Source organism: Dialister sp. UBA1703, assembly GCA_002320515.1.
GTDB lineage: Bacteria > Bacillota > Negativicutes > Veillonellales > Dialisteraceae > Dialister.
Map to the genome: position 1 here is coordinate 1 of DCJJ01000082.1, position 19,362 is coordinate 19,362.

General features: G+C 54.2%; 12 protein-coding genes. 11 read left to right on the forward strand and 1 reads right to left on the reverse strand.

Translation table 11 applies throughout. The features are described 5' to 3' along the window. Positions 1-344: 344 nt before the first annotated feature. The gene (locus tag B2Y11_RS03860; protein WP_291056432.1) at positions 345-4,091 is read left to right on the forward strand and encodes a phosphoribosylformylglycinamidine synthase; all 3,747 of its coding nucleotides are present in this window, start codon (positions 345-347) and stop codon (positions 4,089-4,091) included. Positions 4,092-4,767: 676 nt separating this feature from the next. Beyond that, positions 4,768-6,222, forward strand: coding sequence for a hypothetical protein (locus B2Y11_RS03865; protein ID WP_291056434.1), 1,455 nt, complete (start codon positions 4,768-4,770; stop codon positions 6,220-6,222). A gap of 248 nt (positions 6,223-6,470) precedes the next feature. Here the strand turns inward: B2Y11_RS03865 and rpmB are convergent, their stop codons facing one another. After that, a complete protein-coding gene (gene rpmB, locus B2Y11_RS03870) occupies positions 6,471-6,662 on the reverse strand; it encodes a 50S ribosomal protein L28 (protein ID WP_008858613.1) in 192 nt (63 codons plus the stop codon). Between the two features lie 210 nt (positions 6,663-6,872). Here rpmB and recG point away from each other — a divergent pair, with 210 nt between their 5' ends. The 9 genes from recG to surE all read left to right on the forward strand — a co-directional run bounded on the left by recG (position 6,873) and on the right by surE (position 19,313). Then, positions 6,873-8,915, forward strand: a complete 2,043-nt coding sequence (gene recG, locus B2Y11_RS03875; RefSeq protein ID WP_291056440.1) for an ATP-dependent DNA helicase RecG — start codon at positions 6,873-6,875, stop codon at positions 8,913-8,915. Between the two features lie 127 nt (positions 8,916-9,042). Further along, complete coding sequence (gene guaB / locus B2Y11_RS03880; RefSeq protein WP_291056443.1) at positions 9,043-10,500, forward strand: IMP dehydrogenase; 1,458 nt, start codon at positions 9,043-9,045, stop codon at positions 10,498-10,500. Beyond that, complete coding sequence (locus B2Y11_RS03885) at positions 10,497-11,246, forward strand: WecB/TagA/CpsF family glycosyltransferase (RefSeq protein ID WP_291056446.1); 750 nt, start codon at positions 10,497-10,499, stop codon at positions 11,244-11,246. Before guaB ends, B2Y11_RS03885 begins: the two co-directional genes overlap by 4 nt. After that, positions 11,246-11,893 (forward strand): phosphatidylserine decarboxylase, encoded by a 648-nt coding sequence (locus B2Y11_RS03890; RefSeq protein ID WP_291056449.1) that lies wholly within the window; start codon positions 11,246-11,248, stop codon positions 11,891-11,893. The genes B2Y11_RS03885 and B2Y11_RS03890 overlap by 1 nt, the downstream gene beginning before the upstream one ends. After that, positions 11,894-12,622 carry a CDP-diacylglycerol--serine O-phosphatidyltransferase gene (pssA, locus tag B2Y11_RS03895; protein WP_291056451.1) on the forward strand — a complete coding sequence of 243 codons (729 nt, stop codon included), beginning with the start codon at positions 11,894-11,896 and terminating at the stop codon, positions 12,620-12,622. Next, complete coding sequence (locus B2Y11_RS03900) at positions 12,622-13,881, forward strand: glycosyltransferase family 2 protein (protein ID WP_291056462.1); 1,260 nt, start codon at positions 12,622-12,624, stop codon at positions 13,879-13,881. The genes pssA and B2Y11_RS03900 overlap by 1 nt, the downstream gene beginning before the upstream one ends. A gap of 188 nt (positions 13,882-14,069) precedes the next feature. Further along, a complete protein-coding gene (locus B2Y11_RS03905; RefSeq protein WP_291056453.1) occupies positions 14,070-15,299 on the forward strand; it encodes an efflux RND transporter periplasmic adaptor subunit in 1,230 nt (409 codons plus the stop codon). Next, positions 15,296-18,406: an efflux RND transporter permease subunit gene (locus tag B2Y11_RS03910; protein WP_291056456.1), complete on the forward strand. Its 3,111-nt coding sequence runs from the start codon at positions 15,296-15,298 to the stop codon at positions 18,404-18,406. The genes B2Y11_RS03905 and B2Y11_RS03910 overlap by 4 nt, the downstream gene beginning before the upstream one ends. A gap of 148 nt (positions 18,407-18,554) precedes the next feature. Next, entirely contained in the window at positions 18,555-19,313 is a 759-nt protein-coding gene (surE, locus tag B2Y11_RS03915) for a 5'/3'-nucleotidase SurE (protein WP_291056459.1), read from the forward strand. Positions 19,314-19,362 lie beyond the last annotated feature (49 nt).

Sequence of the window (19,362 nt, forward strand, 5' to 3'; positions counted from 1 at the left end):
TACCGAGTAAAATTTTACACTAAGAATCGCTGCGTAAATATTTCTTAATGCCCGCCCCTTTTTATACTGCGGCGCAGCCGCCACCATCACCCTTTGAACCCTCTGAACCCTCTGAACCCTCTGAACCTGAGCTTTTTCCATCGCCCCTTTGAGCGAAAGCGAACACAACCCTTCTGCACAACCCGCCGCGAAGCGGTGCCCCTCTTACCTTACTTTCTCTGTTTTATGGTGCGGCGGACTGCGGAGTGTGGTAATATAATGATGTATTTACAGGCTCTAACGTATGCATTCATTTCACAGGGCGCATCCTGCGCCTTCGGGAATCAGGGGAAGGAGTGTTGAACTTGTCTGATATCAGACGTTTGTATGTAAGGAAGAAGGAAGGCTTCCGCCAGGGGGAGGAAAGCCTGACCCGGCAGCTGCGGGAGGTGCTGGGGGATCGGATTTCCGACTCCGCCATTTATCACCGCTATGATGTGGACGGACTCACCGATGAGGATTACGAAAAGGCAGTGGCCACTGTTTTCTCGGAACCGCCGGTGGATGATACACAGACGGAGCTGCCTCTTGGCGATCTGGTGCTGGCAGTGGAATTCCTGCCGGGGCAGTATGACCAGCGTGCGGACTCTGCAGAGCAGTGCCTGGCTATTGTGACAGGGAAGGACGGCGCCCGGGTGCGCTGTGCCCTGGTGTATGCGTTCCATGGCCATTTTGAGGACGGGGACCGGGAGAAAATCCTGAAGTTCCTGGTGAACCCGGTGGAATCCCGGGAGGCATCCCTGGCTCCTGCGGAAACGCTGGATCTTCCCATTGAGGATCCGAAGCCGGTGCCGGTGGTGGAAGGGCTTGGAAAGCTGGATGACAAGGGGCTTGACGACCTCATTTCTTCCATGGGCCTTGCCATGAGCCACGAAGACCTTGCCATGATTCAGACCTATTTCCGGGATGAGGAAAAGCGGGATCCTACGGTGACGGAAATCCGTGTGCTGGATACCTACTGGTCCGATCACTGCCGTCACACCACCTTCTCCACAAAGCTTACGGATATTGACGTGGAGGAAGGGGCTTTCAGCACTCCTATTTCCAGAGCTCTTAAGGAATATGAGGAAACAAGGATTCATATTTACGGGAAGGACACGAAGCGGCCTGTCACCCTCATGGACATGGCTACGGCAGCGGTGAAGGCCCTTCGTAAGGAAGGAAAACTTGCCAACCTGGATGCTTCGGAGGAAGTGAATGCCTGCACCATCAAGGTAAAAATCGACACGGTAAACGGCAGCGAGGACTGGCTCCTTCTTTTCAAAAATGAAACCCATAACCATCCTACGGAAATCGAACCTTTCGGCGGTGCTGCCACCTGTCTTGGCGGCTGCATCCGTGACCCCCTGTCCGGTCGTTCCTATGTGTACCAGGCCATGCGTGTCACCGGCGCCGGCGACCCCCGCACGCCTCTTTCGGAAACACTCCCCGGGAAACTCCCTCAGCGGAAGATTACCATTGAAGCAGCCAAGGGCTACAGCTCTTACGGCAACCAGATCGGTCTGGCTACGGGGGAAGTGAAGGAATACTACCATCCAGGATTCATTGCCAAGCGTATGGAAATCGGTGCGGTGGTGGCCGCTGCGCCGGAGGATCATGTCATCCGTCTGACCCCGCAGCCGGGGGATGTGGTGATTCTGGTAGGCGGACGCACCGGCCGTGACGGCATGGGCGGCGCCACCGGCTCTTCCAAGGAACTGAATACGGAGTCCATCGAAACCTGCGGAGCAGAGGTACAGAAGGGCAATCCTTTGACAGAAAGAAAGATCCAGTGTCTCTTCCGCCGCGGTGAAGTCACCCGTCTCATCAAGCGGTGCAATGATTTCGGCGCCGGCGGCGTATCCGTGGCAGTAGGGGAACTTACCGACGGCCTTGACATTAATCTGGACAAAGTGCCGAAGAAATATGAAGGCCTTGACGGCACAGAGCTGGCTATTTCCGAATCCCAGGAACGAATGGCGGTGGTGGTGAAGAAGGAAGACGCCGACCGGTTCATCCGCTATGCGGCTGAAGAAAATCTGGAAGCCACTGTCATTGCCGATGTAACCGATACGAAACGGCTGGTGATGAAATGGAGAGGCGAGCCTATCGTCAATATTTCCAGAGCCTTCCTGGACACCAATGGCGCCCAGCAGGTGAAGGCCGCCCATATTGCAAAACCGGACGACAAGGGGTATTTCCATCCGGCGGCGATTCCTTCCGTGAAGGACGCCTGGATTTCCGCCATGGGGGATCTCAATAACTGCTCCCAGCAGGGACTCTCTGAACGGTTCGACTCCACCGTAGGCGCCGGCACCGTGCTCATGCCCTTCGGCGGCAAGTACCAGAAGACACCGGCCGACGGCATGGCAGCCAAGTTCCCGGTGAGAAAGGGAGAAACCGACAGCGCTAGCTTCATGGCCCATGGGTTTGACTCGGATCTGGCCACCTGGAGTCCTTTCCACGGGGCTGTATATGCGGTCCTTCTTTCCGTCACCCGTCTGGTGGCCATGGGGGCTGACTGGAGAAAGGCTTACCTCACACTGCAGGAATATTTCGAAAAACTGACAGATAAAACAAGCTGGGGCAAGCCGGCAGCAGCCCTCCTGGGTGCCTTCCATATGCAGGAAACCCTGGGTCTGGGTGCCATCGGCGGCAAGGACTCCATGAGCGGCACTTTCAACGACATCCATGTTCCGCCCACCCTCGTTTCCTTTGCCATCGCTCCCGGCAAGGCTTCGGAAGCGGTAAGCCAGGAACTGAAAAAAGAAGGGGACGTGCTGGTTCTCTTCGGTATGCCCAAGGATAAGGAAGGCATGCCGGATCTGGACGTATTCAAGAAACACGCCGATTTCCTCTATCAGGAAGTGAAGGCAGGCCACGTGGCTGCCATGAAGGCTGTAGACAATGGCGGCGTGGCAGTGACGGCTGCCAAGATGGCCTTTGGCAACGGTTTGGGCATCCATTTCACGGAAAACCTGCCCCTCCCCAAATTCTTCGGCAACTTCTACGGCGCCATTATTGTGGAAACTACGGCGGAAGAAGCACAGCGCTTTGCCAAAGAACCGCATACAAAGATCCTGGGCACTATCGGCGGAGATACCATGGAGCTCTACGGCGAATCCATCGCTCTCTCGGATCTTCTGTCGGCCTATGAAAAACCGCTGGATCCCATCTTCCCGCGGCGGGCGGAAAGCATTGATAAGCCTTCTCCGGTGCTGCCGGAAACAAAGGCTATTCCCCAGTTCTACGTCCATACCAACCTTCCCAGACCCCGGGTATTCATTCCTACCATGCCCGGCAACAACTGCGAAGTGGACAGTGCCAGAGCCTTTGAACGGGCCGGCGCCGTTTCCGATATTTTCATCTTTAGAAACCGGGACTCTGCAGAACTGAAGGCATCGGTGGAAGAAATGGCAGAACGCATCCGCCATGCCCAGATCGTCATGTTCCCCGGCGGTTTCTCCGCCGGCGACGAACCGGACGGCAGCGGCAAATTCATTGCGGCAGTTTTCCGCAACGATATGCTGAAGGAAGCCATGGACAAGCTTCTCCACGAAAGAGACGGTCTGGCCCTGGGCATCTGCAACGGCTTCCAGGCCCTCATCAAACTGGGCCTTGTTCCCTACGGTGAATTCAAACCCCTCACCAGCCATGCGCCTACCCTTACCTTCAACACCATCGGACGCCACCTCTCCCGGTTCGTCACCACCAAAGTGGTATCCACCAAGTCCCCCTGGCTTTCCCTCTGCAAGCCCGGAGACCTCTACAGCATTGCCATCAGCCACGGCGAAGGCCGCTTCATCGCCTCCGACGAGCAGATCAAAGCCCTGGCAGCCAACGGCCAGATTGCTACCCAGTACACCGACTTTGACGGCAATCCCACCTACGACAGCCGCTTCAACCCCAACGGCTCCTCCTGGGCCGTGGAAGGCATCACCAGCCCCGACGGCAGAGTGCTGGGCAAGATGGGCCATACCGAAAGACGGGGCGATAACATCGCCAAGAACATCTGCGGAAATAAATACCAGCCCCTCTTTGAAGCAGGCGTCAAATATTTCCAGGGTAAATAATAATTACTTACAAAAAGCAGGCCCTGCGCCTGCTTTTTTGTGTTCTCAAAGGACAGTAAGCGGCCTGCCGCCGCGTCATTCCGGCGCAGTCCTCCCCCCCCGAAATGACGATGGGACAGGTGGCAATCAAGTCAAGAGAATCCTTTGACGATGACAGTAAGCAGCCTGCCACTGCGTCATCTCGAGCGGAGGTACATGCCATTATGTGGGAGATAAGCGGCCATGCCTCAATGATACTCTGAGTCGAGAGATCTCCTGCCGCTCTGCAGCTCGTATGATTGAAAGGAGGGAGATTTCTCGACTCCTCTTCACTAGCTCCAAGAACCGCTGCGTCATTCCTGTGCAGTCCTCCGCTCGAAATGACGATGAGACAGGTGGCAATCAAGTCATCCGTTTCCTTCCATGGCAGACATTCCCTTATCCTGCAAATCCTTGGCTGGTATATGTCTTATTCTCTTAGTTCCGGTTTGAGGGGCGTATGATCAATGAAAGAGCAGGTCGCTTTAAAGAATGTGCTCCATGGCAGGTGTATGCGAAATAAGAATTTTTATTGGTGCTTTTGATGATTTTAGGTATAATAGAGGTAAGTAATGGTTTGAAATCACGATACATCAGCCATTCTTTACATTGGCAGATTCATGGTTTACGGCCCGGTTGTCCGGGCAGGGAGGTTTCTATGAGCGAAGAAAGAGATATGGAAAAGACACCGGTTGTTCGTCCCGAAGCAGCTCCTGAAGTAAAGGAAACGGCAAAGCCGCCCATGGAAAAGGAGGCAGCCGGTCTGCCTCTGGAGAAGGAGAAGGCCGGCCTTCCGGCGGAAAAGGCAGAAGCCGGTCTTCCGGCAGAAAAGGAAGAGGCCAGGGTACCTGCGCCTGTTGCAGAGGAAGCGGAAGAGGTGCATGTGGATTCTCCGGAACCGGATATGGAAGTGAATATCATCGATGACAGGGATAAGGAGGCGGAAAGCCTCATCCGCTGGGCTTCCGGCCGTGCCGGTGTGATTGTGGCGGCTCCTCTTCTGGGCACCGCAGCCCTGGTGGCTAATGAAGTATATATGATTTCCAAAATCGGCTCTGTGTACGGCGTGGAGCTGAACCAGAAGGCAGTGTTGTCCTTTATCGGTTCCCTGGGAGCTACGGTGGTAGGTTCCACCCTGGCTACGCTGATTCCTATTTCCCTCATGCAGATTCCCATCGGCGTGTCTGTCACCTATGGCATCGGCAAGGCGGCGCAGCGCTGGATCAAGGACGGCATGCCCGACGATACGAAGCCTTACCGCGCTGTGTTTGAGGAAGAAAAGGCGGAAGGGGAAAAGGATGTGAAGGAGCTGGAGGAGAATCCGAAGAAGGATGAGCCTCTGGGCGACGAGAAGAAGGATTTCACAGCAGACCTGAAGAAGAGCTGGGATGAGGTATATCCGGAAAAGGCCCATGAAGCTGTGGACAAGCTGGCCCGCCAGCTTACTGAATCTGCCGGCATTCTGGGAAATAAGCTGGTGGATGCGCTGAAGAAGGCAGGCGTCACCGACGAGCAGATCGAGAAGGCAAAGTACACCGCCCTTGGGGCTTCTGAAGTGGCCCAGGAAACGGCGGAAAAGACGGCCCGGGATCTGCAGGCCATTGCCCGTATCAAGTCCAGGGAGTTCAGGAAGGATGCTGCCCGCCGGGCGGATGAAATGAAGGCCCAGGCCAAAGAGCAGATGGAGGAGCTTCAGAAGAAGACAGAAGAAATGAAGCGCCAGTCTGAAATCCAGTCCCAGCAGATGAAGCTGAAGTCGGACAAGCTGAAGGCCCAGGCTCGTGTACAGATGCAGGAAGCAAAAATCCAGGCAAACAAGCTGAAAATCCAGGCAGAGGAGCAGGCGGAAACAGCCCAGGCCAGAGCCCAGGAAATTTCCGATAAGGTAGTGAAGTCCGCCAATTATTACAAGGAGGCCGCTGCCCAGGCTGCCAGCCAGGCCAGGGACACGGTGGTGACTGCTGCCGGGGAATACCGGGCGAAAATCGAGGAAAGGGCAAGGCAGAAACAGCAGGAAGCCGAAGCTGCCGGGAAGGATGACAAAAGCGTTGAAGGTACTGGAAAAGCTGAAGAAGCTGCTGCTTCCCCTGACGAAAAAGCTAAAAGCGAATGAGGAACTAAAAGGTGACCTGTCTGATCTTCATAAGGAAGAGGTGGGCCCTGTCACGAGAAGAGTCATTTCTCCCTGGGGAAGAAGGCGGATTCGCCACCGGCGGTCCAACCATCCCTGGGTGAAGGGAAGATGAATCAAAGAAAGGGGCGGTGAAATCACAGAATCTATGATTTCACCGCTCCTTTTCATTTTTCTTTATAAGCAGACAGCAAAAAAGCCGGCTTTCGCCGGCCGAAAATGCCAATAAATCAGATGTCTCTGTTTACTTTATGAGAACGAAGGCAACGAGTGCAGACATTCATTCTCTTGACCTGTCCGTCTACCAGTACGCGAACTCTCTGGATATTCGGCTTCCAGGTTCTCTTTGTTTTCAGATGGGAATGGGATACATTGAATCCCGTAGCGGTTTTCTTGCCGCAAACTTCACAGTAGTTAGCCATGTGCTACACCTCCTTGCACTTCCGTAATTGCAACATTCATAATATATCACAATTACTTTTTTTAAGCAAGTCTTTTACGTAATCAATTTTCAGGAATATAATAAAAGAAGCAGAACTGTTTCTGCCCGGCAGCGGGAAAGGGCTTTTGTCCTGCAGGAAGGGGTACCTGTATATGGTATCAGACCGGGCTGTTTTTGGGAAGGGCTTGTTATGCATTTATCAGATTCCGTGCAGTATATCAAGGGCGTAGGGCCCAGCATGAAGGGAAAGCTCTCAAGGCTTGGCATTGCCACGGTGGAGGACCTGGTTTCCTTCTATCCCAGGCGCTACCAGGACTGGACGAAGATTACGAAGATGGAAGAGCTTCGCCCCGACGACGAGGCTGTCATTTACGGACAGGTGGCGAACATGAGAAAAATCACGCCCCGACGGGGACTGACCATAGTGAACGTGCTCCTCATCGACGGCACCGGCGCCGTGACACTGGTGTATTTCAACCAGCCCTGGAAGGGGGATGCCTTCCGGAAGGGCACCTACGTGCTGGCCTATGGCAGAATCGAGTACAATTACGGAAAGCTCCAGATATCCGGCGCGGAAACGGAATTCATTTCACCCGATGAGCTTCCCTCCTTCCAGAAGCTGGTGCCGGTGTATCCTCTCACCGAGGGCATCCGCATCAGCCAGATGAGGAACATGATTTCCTTTGCCCTGGACCATGTGGAGGATATGGAGGAAAATCTGCCGGTGGAGACGCTGAAGCGGCAGCATCTCATGGGGCGGCTGGAGGCGGCCCGGGCCATGCACAATCCCAAAAACTGGGAGGAGCAGAAGGAGGCCCGCCGGCGCACGGCCTTCGAGGAGCTTTTCTTCATGCAGGCAGGCATCCTCCTTCTGCGGAAGAAAAGGGAAAAGCAGGTGCTGAGTATCAAGTGCGCGCCGTCGGGAAAGCTGGTGCAGGCGGTGCGGGAGCATTTCCCCTTCCGCCTTACCGAAGGGCAGCGGCAGGCCTTTTCAGATATAGAGGATGATATGGAAGGGCTTATCCCCATGCAGCGCCTCATCCAGGGGGACGTGGGCAGCGGCAAGACGGCGGTGGCGGCCCTGGCTCTGGCGAAAATCGTGGAAAACGGCTACCAGGGCGCCTTGATGGCGCCTACGGAGGTACTGGCAGGGCAGCATTACCATACCTTCCAGGAGTTCTACAGGGGCCTTCCTATCCATGTGGCCTATCTTTCCGGCCAGACGAAGACGAAGGATAGAAATGAAATCCTCCAGGGTCTGCTGGATGGCTCCATCAATGTGCTCATCGGTACCCATGCCCTCATTGAGAAGGATGTGGTTTTTGCCCATCTGGGCCTTGTGATTACCGATGAGCAGCACCGCTTCGGTGTGAGGCAGAGGAAGGCTCTGGAAACCAAGGGGGGCTGTCCCCATACCCTGGTCATGACGGCTACCCCCATTCCCCGTACCATGGCCCTTTCCATTTACGGGGATTTGGACGTATCCTCCATCCGGGGCATGCCGCCGGGCCGTCATCCGGTGAAGACCTATGCCATCGGCAGCAGTATGCTCCGAAGGGTATTCAATTTCATGGGCCGTGAAATGACGGCAGGCCATCAGGTGTATGTGGTCTGTCCCCTGGTGGAAAAAAGCGAGAAGCAGGATCTGGCTTCCGCAGTGGCGGTGTACGAGGAGCTGAAGGATAAGGTATTTCCCATGTTCCAGGTGGGGCTGGTGCACGGCCGCATGAAAAACAGCGACAAGGAAAGGGTGATGGAGGATTTCCACGGCGGGAAAATCAATCTGCTGGTGGCCACATCGGTGATTGAAGTCGGGGTGAATGTGCCCAATGCCACCATCATGTTCGTCTACGGAGCGGACCGGTTCGGCCTGTCCCAGCTCCACCAGCTGCGGGGCCGGGTAGGCAGAGGAAAATCCCAGTCCTACTGCATCCTTTTCTCCGATAACCATAACGAAGTGACGGAAACGCGGATGAAGCTTATGTGCGAAATCCAGGACGGCTTCCTCCTGTCGGAGAAGGATCTCCTCCTGCGGGGCTCCGGTGAATTCTTCGGCTATCACCAGCATGGCATGCCGGACCTGAAGGCGGCGGACATCGTAAGGGATCTGCCCCTTCTGGAAATGGCCAGAAAGGAAGCAAAGCGGGCGGTGGACGGCGGCGCCGATTTCAAAGAAGAGCTGTCCCACCGCTTCGGCGGCGCATTTTTCAAACGGCTTTACGAGGAAGAGTAGGGCCATTTGCATTTCCCTGTTTTCCTGTACCTTTTATTTATGCTATAATAATGAAATTAATGGATTCAAAATCATATACCTGAACAATGAAAGAGGAATCACTGATTTCAAGAAAATGGAGGCTATGATGAGAGCAGACAAGTTTGGCAAGAGAGGGCTTACTTTTGACGATGTGCTCCTGATTCCTGCCCATTCCACCGTTCTTCCAAGGGACGTGGACGTGAGCACGAACCTCACAAGACATATCCGTCTCAATATTCCTATTATGAGTGCCGGCATGGATACGGTGACGGAAGCGGAAATGGCCATTGCCATGGCCCGTGAAGGCGGTATCGGCGTCATTCACAAGAATATGAGCATTGATGAACAGTCCCGGGAAGTGAAGCTGGTCAAGCGTTCCGAGCATGGCGTCATTGTGGACCCTATCTACCTGGCTCCGGACAATACCCTGGCCGATGCGGATGAACTCATGAACAAGTACCATATTTCCGGCGTGCCCATTACAGAAGAGGGAAAGCTGGTAGGCATCATTACCAACAGGGATATGCGCTTTGAGACGGACCTGTCCCGTCCTATCAGTGACATCATGACCCATGACGGTCTGGTGACAGCTCCGGAAAACACCACCATTGATGAAGCCAAGGAAATCCTGAAGGCCCACCGCATTGAAAAACTGCCGCTGGTGGATAAAGAGGGATACCTGAAGGGCCTCATCACCATCAGGGATATTGAAAAGATGAAGAAATACCCCCATGCCGTAAAGGATGAGGACGGACGCCTTCTGGCAGCCGCAGCCATCGGTGTGACACCGGATGTGGAAGACCGGGTGGAAGCACTCCTTGCTGCCAAAGCAGATGTGCTTGTGATTGATACGGCCCATGGTCACAGCGAAGGGGTGCTTGAAACTATCCGCCGCCTCCGCAGAGATTTCCCTCATCTGGAACTGATTGCAGGCAATGTGGCAACCTATGAAGCCACCAAAGCGTTGATCGAAGCCGGCGTAGATGCGGTGAAGGTAGGCATCGGCCCTGGTTCCATCTGCACTACCCGCGTGGTGGCAGGCATCGGCGTGCCCCAGATTACGGCGGTTTATGACTGTGCCAGAGCGGCAGAAGGCACAGGCGTGCCCATTATTGCCGACGGCGGTATCCAGTACTCCGGCGACATTGCCAAGGCACTGGGCGCCGGCGCTTCCTCCGTCATGCTGGGCAATCTTCTGGCAGGCACCGATGAAAGCCCGGGAGAAACCATCATTTACCAGGGCAAGAAATACAAAGCTTACCGCGGCATGGGTTCCCTGGGAGCCATGCAGGCAGGAAGCAAGGACCGGTATTTCCAGCAGAATGCCAAAAAGCTGGTGCCGGAAGGCATCGAAGGGCAGATCCCCTACAAGGGCCATGTGTCCGATGTGCTCTTCCAGCTTATCGGCGGTCTCCGCGCGTCCATGGGCTACTGCGGCACGCCGGATATTAAGACCATGAATGAAGAAACCCAGTTTATCGAAATCACCGGCGCCGGCCTCCGTGAAAGCCATCCCCATGATGTAAGCATTACGAAGGAAGCACCGAATTACAGTACGAAATGAAGGATAGAACATTGACATCCCATGTAGTCATGGATATCCGCATCCATGCGGTAACCATGAAGGAAGCACTGGCCTTTGCGGAAGAGAGAATCATGGAGGGAAAGCCTTCCATGATTGCCACAGCCAATGCGGAAATGATTATGATAGCCCAGGAGGACAGGGATCTGGCCCGCATACTGAACGGGGCGGATTTGGTAGTTCCTGACGGCGCCGGCGTTCTCTGGGCCGGCGAGCAGCTGGGCACCCCCTTCCCCGAGCGGGTAACCGGAGCGGATCTTACAGTGGAGCTTCTGAAAAGGGCGTCCGCCATGAACTGGCCGGTCTATTTCCTCGGCGGAAATCCGGGGGTGGCAGCAAAGGCGGCTAAAAAGTTCATGGAGGAGCATGGAAGCTTTTCCCTGGTAGGCTGCCACGACGGCTATTTCAATGAAGAAGAAGAAAAGAAAATCATCGAAGATATTAAGAAGAGCGGTGCGAAGCTCCTCTTTGCAGGCCTTGGCGTGCCTAAGCAGGAAAAGTGGCTCTATGCCCACAGGGAGGAGCTGGGGCTCCTTTCCATGGGTATCGGCGGCGTTTTCGACGTCATGAGCGGCAACCTGAAAAGGGCGCCTCTCTGGATGCAGCGAAACCGGCTGGAATGGGCTTACCGGCTGTACCTGCAGCCCAGCCGTATCGGCCGCATGATGGCACTTCCGCGGTTTATGCGGGCTGTCAAAAAATGGAAAAAAGAACGCGGGAGTAAGTGATGCTGAAAAAACCTGTTATACTGCAGGAGGGCTACCCTTTCATAGCGGTAACCTTCCTTATCGGAGCGGTGCTCTGTTATATGAAATGGTACTACCTGGCGGTGATACCCTTTGTACTGTGCCTGTATTTTACCTATTTCTTCCGCTGCCCGCCCAGAAATGACAAAATCGTCCCCGGCGACGATATCCTGGTGTCGCCGGCAGATGGTACGGTGGTGGATGTGTCCCATGATGTGGAGGAAGATACCTTTCTTGGCGAGAAATGCCACAAGATTACTATTTTCCTCTCCATTTTCGATGTGCACTGCAACCGCAGCCCCATGGCCGGGGAAATCAAGTACCAGTCCTATACCCAGGGCCGGTTCCTGCCCGCCTACAAAGAGGGCGTGGGCTTTGAAAATGAAAGGGGAGCCATCGGTATCACCGGTAAGAACCGGTCCATCCTGGTCATCCTCATTGCCGGCATTCTGGCAAGACGGGTGGTTTCCTGGAAGAACCTGGGGGACAAGCTGGTGAAGGGGGAACTGTACGGCATGATCAAGTTCGGTTCCTGCACGGAGCTCTACATCCCCGGCGACTGCGAAATCTGCGTGAAAAAAGGGGATAAGGTCAAAGGTGGTCTGACGGTCGTAGGGAGGCTGAAATAAGTGAACAAATCTTGGATTGCAAATGCAGTAACCGCCACGAATGCATTGTTTGGCGGGCTGTCGATTATGATGTCCATACAGGGAAATTTCAAAACGGCGGCAGTATTTATTCTTATCGCCATGGTGGCGGATGCCCTTGACGGCAGGGTGGCAAGAGCCCTCCATACCGCAGGCCCCATGGGGGTGGAACTGGACTCCCTGTCCGATGATATTTCCTTCGGCATTGCCGCCGGCGCCCTCATGTATGCTTACCAGCTTCATGAGCTGGGGCCCCTGGGATTCATTCCCTGCGCCCTTCTGGGCACATTCTGTGCCTTCCGCCTGGCCCGGTTCAACGTCAAGGTTACCAGCGTACACGGCTACTTTGAAGGTCTTCCCTGCCCGACTACCGGCGTCATTGTGGCAGCCTATGTGCTGTCGGGCATTAAAATTTGGAACTGGCTGGCCGTACTCTGCGTCCTCCTTCTGGCCTTCCTCATGGTCAGTGAAATCCACTATCCCGATAACAAGGGAGCCAGCGCCGACCAGCTTCATCTGCCGGCACTCCTCATCTGCCTGGCCTTCTTTATTATTTCAACCATTTTCTACTGGCCTGTATGGGCAGCTGCCCTCTGTGCCGGATACATCCTCTTCGGTATGATGAATACCTTCCTGAATCGCAGAAAGGCTAAACGGAAAGCCAGAAGAACTAGAAGAACTGCCGGAGGAGATGGCGAAGGGAACGAATGATGACTCACATACTCGATATAATCATGCTTCCTGTGCAGCTGATTGTGGCCTTCTTTACCATTTACTACACAGTCATTGCTGTATTCGGCATGTGGCATCGAAAAGAAAAAAATCTGGCGCCGCCTAAGAGCCGGTTCGCCGTGGTTATCCCCGCCCATAATGAAGAAATGGTGCTGGCGGACCTCCTGGAAAACCTGAAAATGCTGAAATACCCTAAAGAGCTGTACGACGTGTATGTCATTGCGGACAACTGCACCGACCATACCGCCGACATTGCCCGCCAGCACGGGGCCTATGTATTTGAAAGGTTCAACAAGGAACTGGTAGGCAAAGGCTACGCCATGGACTGGGTTTTCCCGAAGATTTTTGACCTGAACAAAGGCTATGACGCCTTCTGCGTCTTCGACTCCGACAACCTGGTGCACCTGGACTTCCTGGCGGTGATGAACAACCGCCTCCTGAAGGGCCAGAAAGTACTGCAGGGGTATCTGTCCGCCAAGAATCCTACCGATACCTGGGTATCCGGCACCTTTGCCATTGCCTTCTGGACAATCAACCACCTGTGGCACTTGGGCAAGTACAATCTGGGCCTGTCCTCCTGCCTCGGCGGTACAGGCATGTGCATTGCAGCGGATATTGTAAAGAAATACGGCTGGGGCTGCGACTGCCTTACGGAGGACATGGAATTCTCCATGAAATGCCTCTCCCACGGCATCCGCACCTGCTGGGTTCATGATGCCATCATTTACGATGAAAAGCCGCTGGGCTTCATGGCATCCTGCCGCCAGAGAAAAAGGTGGGCCCAGGGCCAGTTCGACTGCTCCGAGCGCTATATCCCCATCCTTTTGAAGGAAGGTATCAAGCGCCACAGCATCGTCATCCTGGACGGCATTATGCAGCTCCTGCAGAACTATTTCCTGCTGCTCTCCACCTTCTACCTGGTAATGACCTACATCAACATGTTCTATCCCTGCTTCACGGTGATTCTCTACAACGATGTGCTGGTGCCCCGCCAGTTCTGGGCGGTGCTGGGCTTCATCCAGTCCGTAGTGCCACTCATCGTGCTGCTGCAGATCGAAGTGCCTCTGAAGATTTATTTCTACTGGCTCATCTATCCGATTTTCATGTACTCCTGGATTCCCGTCACCATCCTGGGCTGGAAGGATCGCCATAAGAAAGGCTGGGTTCATACCATCCACACCAGAAGCATGCATTTCGAGCAGGCTAAGCTCACCAGAAAGAAGGAAATCGATCAGTAAAGAAAAGGACAGTGAAGAAATGAGTGACATTTCTTCACTGTTTTTTTTTGTAAAGATTCATAAATTCTGAAGGCTCCCTATGTATAGAGGCGTCCGGTCGGGTATAATGGTAATCATAGGGACAATGTACAGTGCTGTATGAAATAGAAAAAGCAGGCCCCGGGGGACTGCTTTTCGGGGAGGTTTTTATGCATCTTGCGCTCCATACTAAAAGGGCCAAAGTGATTCTATGGCTTTCCGTTCTTATGATTCTCCTCATCGCCATCTATGCCTATACCCATAGAAGTGCGGGAGGCGCTCGCAAGGTATCTGCCCGGCCTCTGGTGAAGGTGGAAAGGATGGAAAGGAAGGACATGATGAAACGGGTGGTGCTGTCCGGTGAGACGGTGCCCAAAGCTTCTGTGGATATTTCGCCCAAGTACGCGGGATGGCTGGAAAAGGTGTATGTGGATCTGGGGGACAGGGTGGAGAAGGGGGATATCCTGGTTTCCCAGGATACGAAGGATATTACCCTTTCCATTGCCCAGAACCGGGCAGGCAGCGAGGCAGCAGCGGCGGATGCAGTGGAAAGCCGGTCTTCCTATGATGCAGGCACCATGAAGGCGGAGAGCGATTATGACAATGCCCTGACCACCTATCAACGCTACGACACCCTCTTTCAGCAGGGGGCTGTGTCAAAGCAGGAGCTGGATGATAAGTACCGGGCCATGATGGAAGCCAGAGCTGCCCTCCAAAGCCTCACCGGCCAGGATATAGGCGGCGTGCCGGCGGTGATTGCGGGCAAGGAAGCGGCGGCGGAGAAGGCGGCTTACCTGGTGGATGCCCTGGAAAGTCAGAAGGAGGATATGTCCATCTATGCGCCGGTATCCGGAACTATCGGTTACCGGGAAGCGGAGGCAGGCGAATGGGCATCGGCAGGACAGAAGCTTTTAACCATTGTAGACAACAGCGCCCTCTACCTGGATTGTGCCGTGGCGGAGCAGGATGTAGGCGTCCTGCAGGAGGGCATGCATCTTTCCGTTTCCATTGATTCCTTAGGGGAGACGGTAAATGGAAAAATCATTTACATCAGCCCTGCCCTGGATGCAGCCACCCATTCCTACAAAGTACGGATTCTCCTTGACAGGAAGGAAACGTCTCTTCGAGGCGGCCTTTTCGGAAGGAGCGAGGTGGAGGCCCTGGAAAGGAAGAACACTTTCTTTGTGCCCAAGGAAGCGGTTCTTGAGAATAACGGCAAAAAGTGGGCTTTCCTTGTAGACAGCAGCCATAAGGTAAAGAAGGTGGAAGTGAAAACCGGCCTTTATAACGATGATTCCATAGAAATCCTGAAGGGCATTTCCGAAGGAGACAGGGTGGCGGTGACCAATATTTCCAAGCTGAAGGACGGAAGCACTGCCGACGTGGAGGAGGGCCTATGAACCGGTTCAATATGACCCGCTATGCCGTTACTCATCCCATCGGCATTGTGATGATCGTTCTCTTCTTTGTCACCCTGGGCCTTTACAGCTATTACCGCATGGGTGTGGAGCTTTACCCTAAAATCAATACGCCCTATGTGGTGGTGAGCGTCACCTACAGCGGCGCCGATGCGGAGTCCGTGGAACAGCAGATTACAAAGCCTGTGGAGGATGCCCTTTCCTCCGTGTCCAACGTGAAGCACATTACCTCTAAATCAAGAACCGGGCGGTCCCAGGTGACACTGGAATTGAATTTTGATGCCGATGTGGACGCGGCGGCGGTGGATGCGTCCCAGAAGGTGAATGCCATCAGGAAGAGCCTTCCTGACGATGCGGATGATCCGGTGGTGGAAAAGCGGGATATGGACGCGGCGCCTATCCTGGATCTGGCGCTGGTGTCCTCCCATCCCCTGGATGAAATGTACTCCCTGGCGGACAACAGCCTTGTCAATGATTTCACCAAGGCCGACGGCGTGTCGGATGTGGAACTTTCCGGCGGCAGGGACAGGGAAATCGCCGTGAAGGTAGATCGGGACAAACTGGCCTACTACGGCGTTTCCATGGATGACATCATTACCGCCCTGAAAAGGGAAAACAAACTGGCCCCTGCCGGCTCTTCCTACACGGACCGGCGGCAGACCCAGATCCGTCTCAATGCCCAGTACCATTCGGTGGAGGATATCAAGAAAATCCATCTCACCAGAGGAAACGGTGATTCCATTCCCCTCACCGCCCTGGGAGATGTGGTGCGGGAGGATAAGAAGGTGTCCCGCTATGCCCGGATTAACGGACAGGATGCCATCGGGATTTCCATTTATAAAAACAGCAATGCCAACCTGGTGTCCACCTCCGACGGAGTGATGGAAGTGCTGGAGCAGATGAAGAAGGAATACCCGGACTATCAGTTCATCGTGGTCAACGATTCCGCCGCCTATGTAAGGACTGCCCTTCACAATACCCTGGGCACCCTGGTGGAAGGCCTCTTCACCACAGGCCTGGTGCTTTTCCTCTTCCTCAGGGGCTGGCGGTCTGCGGCGGCGGTTATGATTGCCATTCCCACCTCCCTCATTGCCTCTTTCTTTGCCATGTATCTGGCAGGCTTTACCTTCAACATGATGTCCCTCATGGGCATGACCCTCTGCATCGGCATCCTGGTGGATGACTCCATCGTGGTTTTGGAAAATATCCACCGCCATCTGGCAAAGGGGGAAAGGCCGGAGGAAGCGGCGGTGAACGGCCGTATGGAAATCGGCATGGCGGCCATTGCCATTACCCTCTGCGATGTGGTGGTATACCTTCCTATCGCCTTCATGTCCAGCATGACCGGCCAGTTCTTCCGGCAGTTCGGCCTGACTATCGTCTTTGCCTCCCTCTTTTCCCTCTTCATTTCCTTCACCCTGACCCCCATGCTGGCCTCCCGCTTCTTCAAAAAAGGACTCACTGTGCCGGATACAAAGCTCTGGCGGGCGGTGGACAAATGGGAAAGGGGGGTGCAGGATTTCTACGGCGAAGCCCTGCACTGGAGCTTTTTCCACAAGAAGAAGCTTCTGGCAGGCACCGCTTTGTCCCTTGTCCTCTTTACGGCCATGGTGCCCCTGGGCATTATAGGCAGGGAATACATGCCCCGCACCGACGAGAGCGGTTTTAATGTGCAGATCAAGCTGCCCACCGACGCCAGTGTGGAGCGCACCGATAAGGTCACTACCCAGCTGGAAAATTATCTGTCCCAGGTGCCGGAGGCCTCCTACTACATGGCCATGGTTGGCGGCGGCACCGGTGTCAACTCCGGCCGTATCCGGGTATCTCTGGAAAAAAGAGAGGACCGGAGCCGTTCTATCTGGGAAATCACCGATGAAATGAGAAACTGGATTTCCCAAAACATTCATGACGGCGACGTGCGAATCAAGGAAGACCAGGCCTCCGTGTCCGGTACCTCCGGTGGCGGTCTGGGCCAGGGCGGCGGCGCCTTCCGTCTGGAGCTTCGGGGCAACAATATGAAAGACCTCATTGCTGCTTCGGAAAAGGCTGAAAATATGCTGAAAAACGGGGACTACGGCGTCACCGATGTGAGCTCCACCTACCAGGAAGGACTGCCGGAACTCTCCATCATTCCGGACAGGGATAAGCTCAAGTACTATGGTGTCACCGTAGGAAGCCTCTATGATACCCTGTCTTCCGCCATCAGCGGCAGCGGCGGAGGCGTCCTTCCCAACGACGTGAAGAATAACGGAAACGATACGGACATCAATGTCTATTTCAACGGCGGCGAGTGCTACAGGAAATCGGACCTGGCAGCCATTCCGGTGGAAACGAAAAAAGGAATGGTTCACATATCTGATGTGGCTGAGATCAAAGATGAAGAAGGGCCTATCACCATCAACCGCACCGACAAGCAGCGGTCCATCATTATCGGCGGCAATCCCGGCAGCCGTCCCTTAAGCCAGGTCATCAGCCAGGTCACTGACGACCTGAATGAGGCAGGACTGCCCCAGTCCGTCAGCTTCCGCTTCTCCGGACAGGCGGACAGCATGAATGAAAGCTTCCGGGAACTTCTGGGAGCCCTCCTCATGGGCATGGTGCTGGTCTACATGATTCTATCCGTGCTCTATGAGTCCGCTAAGACATCCTTCATCCGCATGTTTTCCCTGCCCTTTGGCCTCATCGGATCCCTTTTCTTCCTCTTCCTCATGAATGATTCCCTTAACATTTACTCCATGATCGGCATTATCGTCATGGACGGCGTGGTGGCGAAAAACGGCACCCTCCTTCTGGACTATACCTTAACCCTCATGCACACAAAGGGCATGAATCCAAAAGAGGCGGTCATAGAAGCAGGAAAGACAAGGCTCCGCCCTATCCTCATGACTACCTTCACCATGATTGTAGGCATGCTGCCTACGGCTCTGGCGGTGACGGCGGGGGCGGAAACAAGAAGCTCCATGGCCTGGGTTATTATCGGCGGCCTTCTCACCTCTACCATCTTCACCCTTCTCGTTATGCCTATGATTTTCCTTTTCTTTGAAAACCACTCCTTCTTCCATTTTCTGAAGAGGAAAGAAAGTCTGTAGTGTGTCGGTCAGAGAGGGCTGTGAAAAATGATTGAACATTCTTTCACAGCCCTTTTGTATTTCCTTTACAAAGCCCATATAGAACTTTTTCTATTTATATGGTAAAATAAAAGGGATGAGATTTTATTTTTAAGAAATCAGGTGAACTATGCACATTTTTATGACCAATGATGACGGATTCGAGTCTCCCGGACTGATTGAAATGGCAAAGAAACTGTCCGCTTTAGGCCGGGTCACTGTCATTGCACCGAACCGGGGCAGAAGCTCCTGCTCCTCCTCTCTGTCCCTTCAGACCTACCTCCGCATGTGGCACAAGGAAAGCTACGGAGACAATATTTCCGTCCTTTCCTGCAACGGCACCACCGCCGACTGCTGCAAGCTGGCCCTGGAGCACTGGCTCAGGAACGATATGCCGGATCTGGTGGTATCAGGCATCAATAACGGCTACAATAGCGGCACCGACTGCCTTTACAGCGGCACCGTAGCCGGTGCGCTGGAAGGGGCGGTCTTCGGCATTCCCTCCATGGCCATTTCCGCAGAAACCATCAAGGATAAGGAGTTCCTGGAAAAGGCATCCTCCTTTGCCTTGGAAGTGGTAAAGAAATATTTCGTAGATGAAAAATACAAAGGCACCCTGAGCCTCAACATGCCGAAGGAAGGAAAGGGACTTTCCTTTGCAAACCTGAAAGTGGCAAAGCTGGGGGTGCAGCGCTATGAAAACGCCATCCGTGAAATGAAGGATCCCTCGGGCCACCTGGGATTCTGGCTTTCCGGAAAAATGCTGCCCGATGCAGCGCCGGACACCGACGTTTTCTGGATTCACCGGGGCTATCCCACACTGACACCCCTCACATGGAACATGACGGATCGGGATGCTTTGGAAAAAGTGAGAGCTTCCATCCAATAAAAAAGCATTAAAAAAAACAGCCCGAGGGCTGTTTTTTTTAATGCTTTTT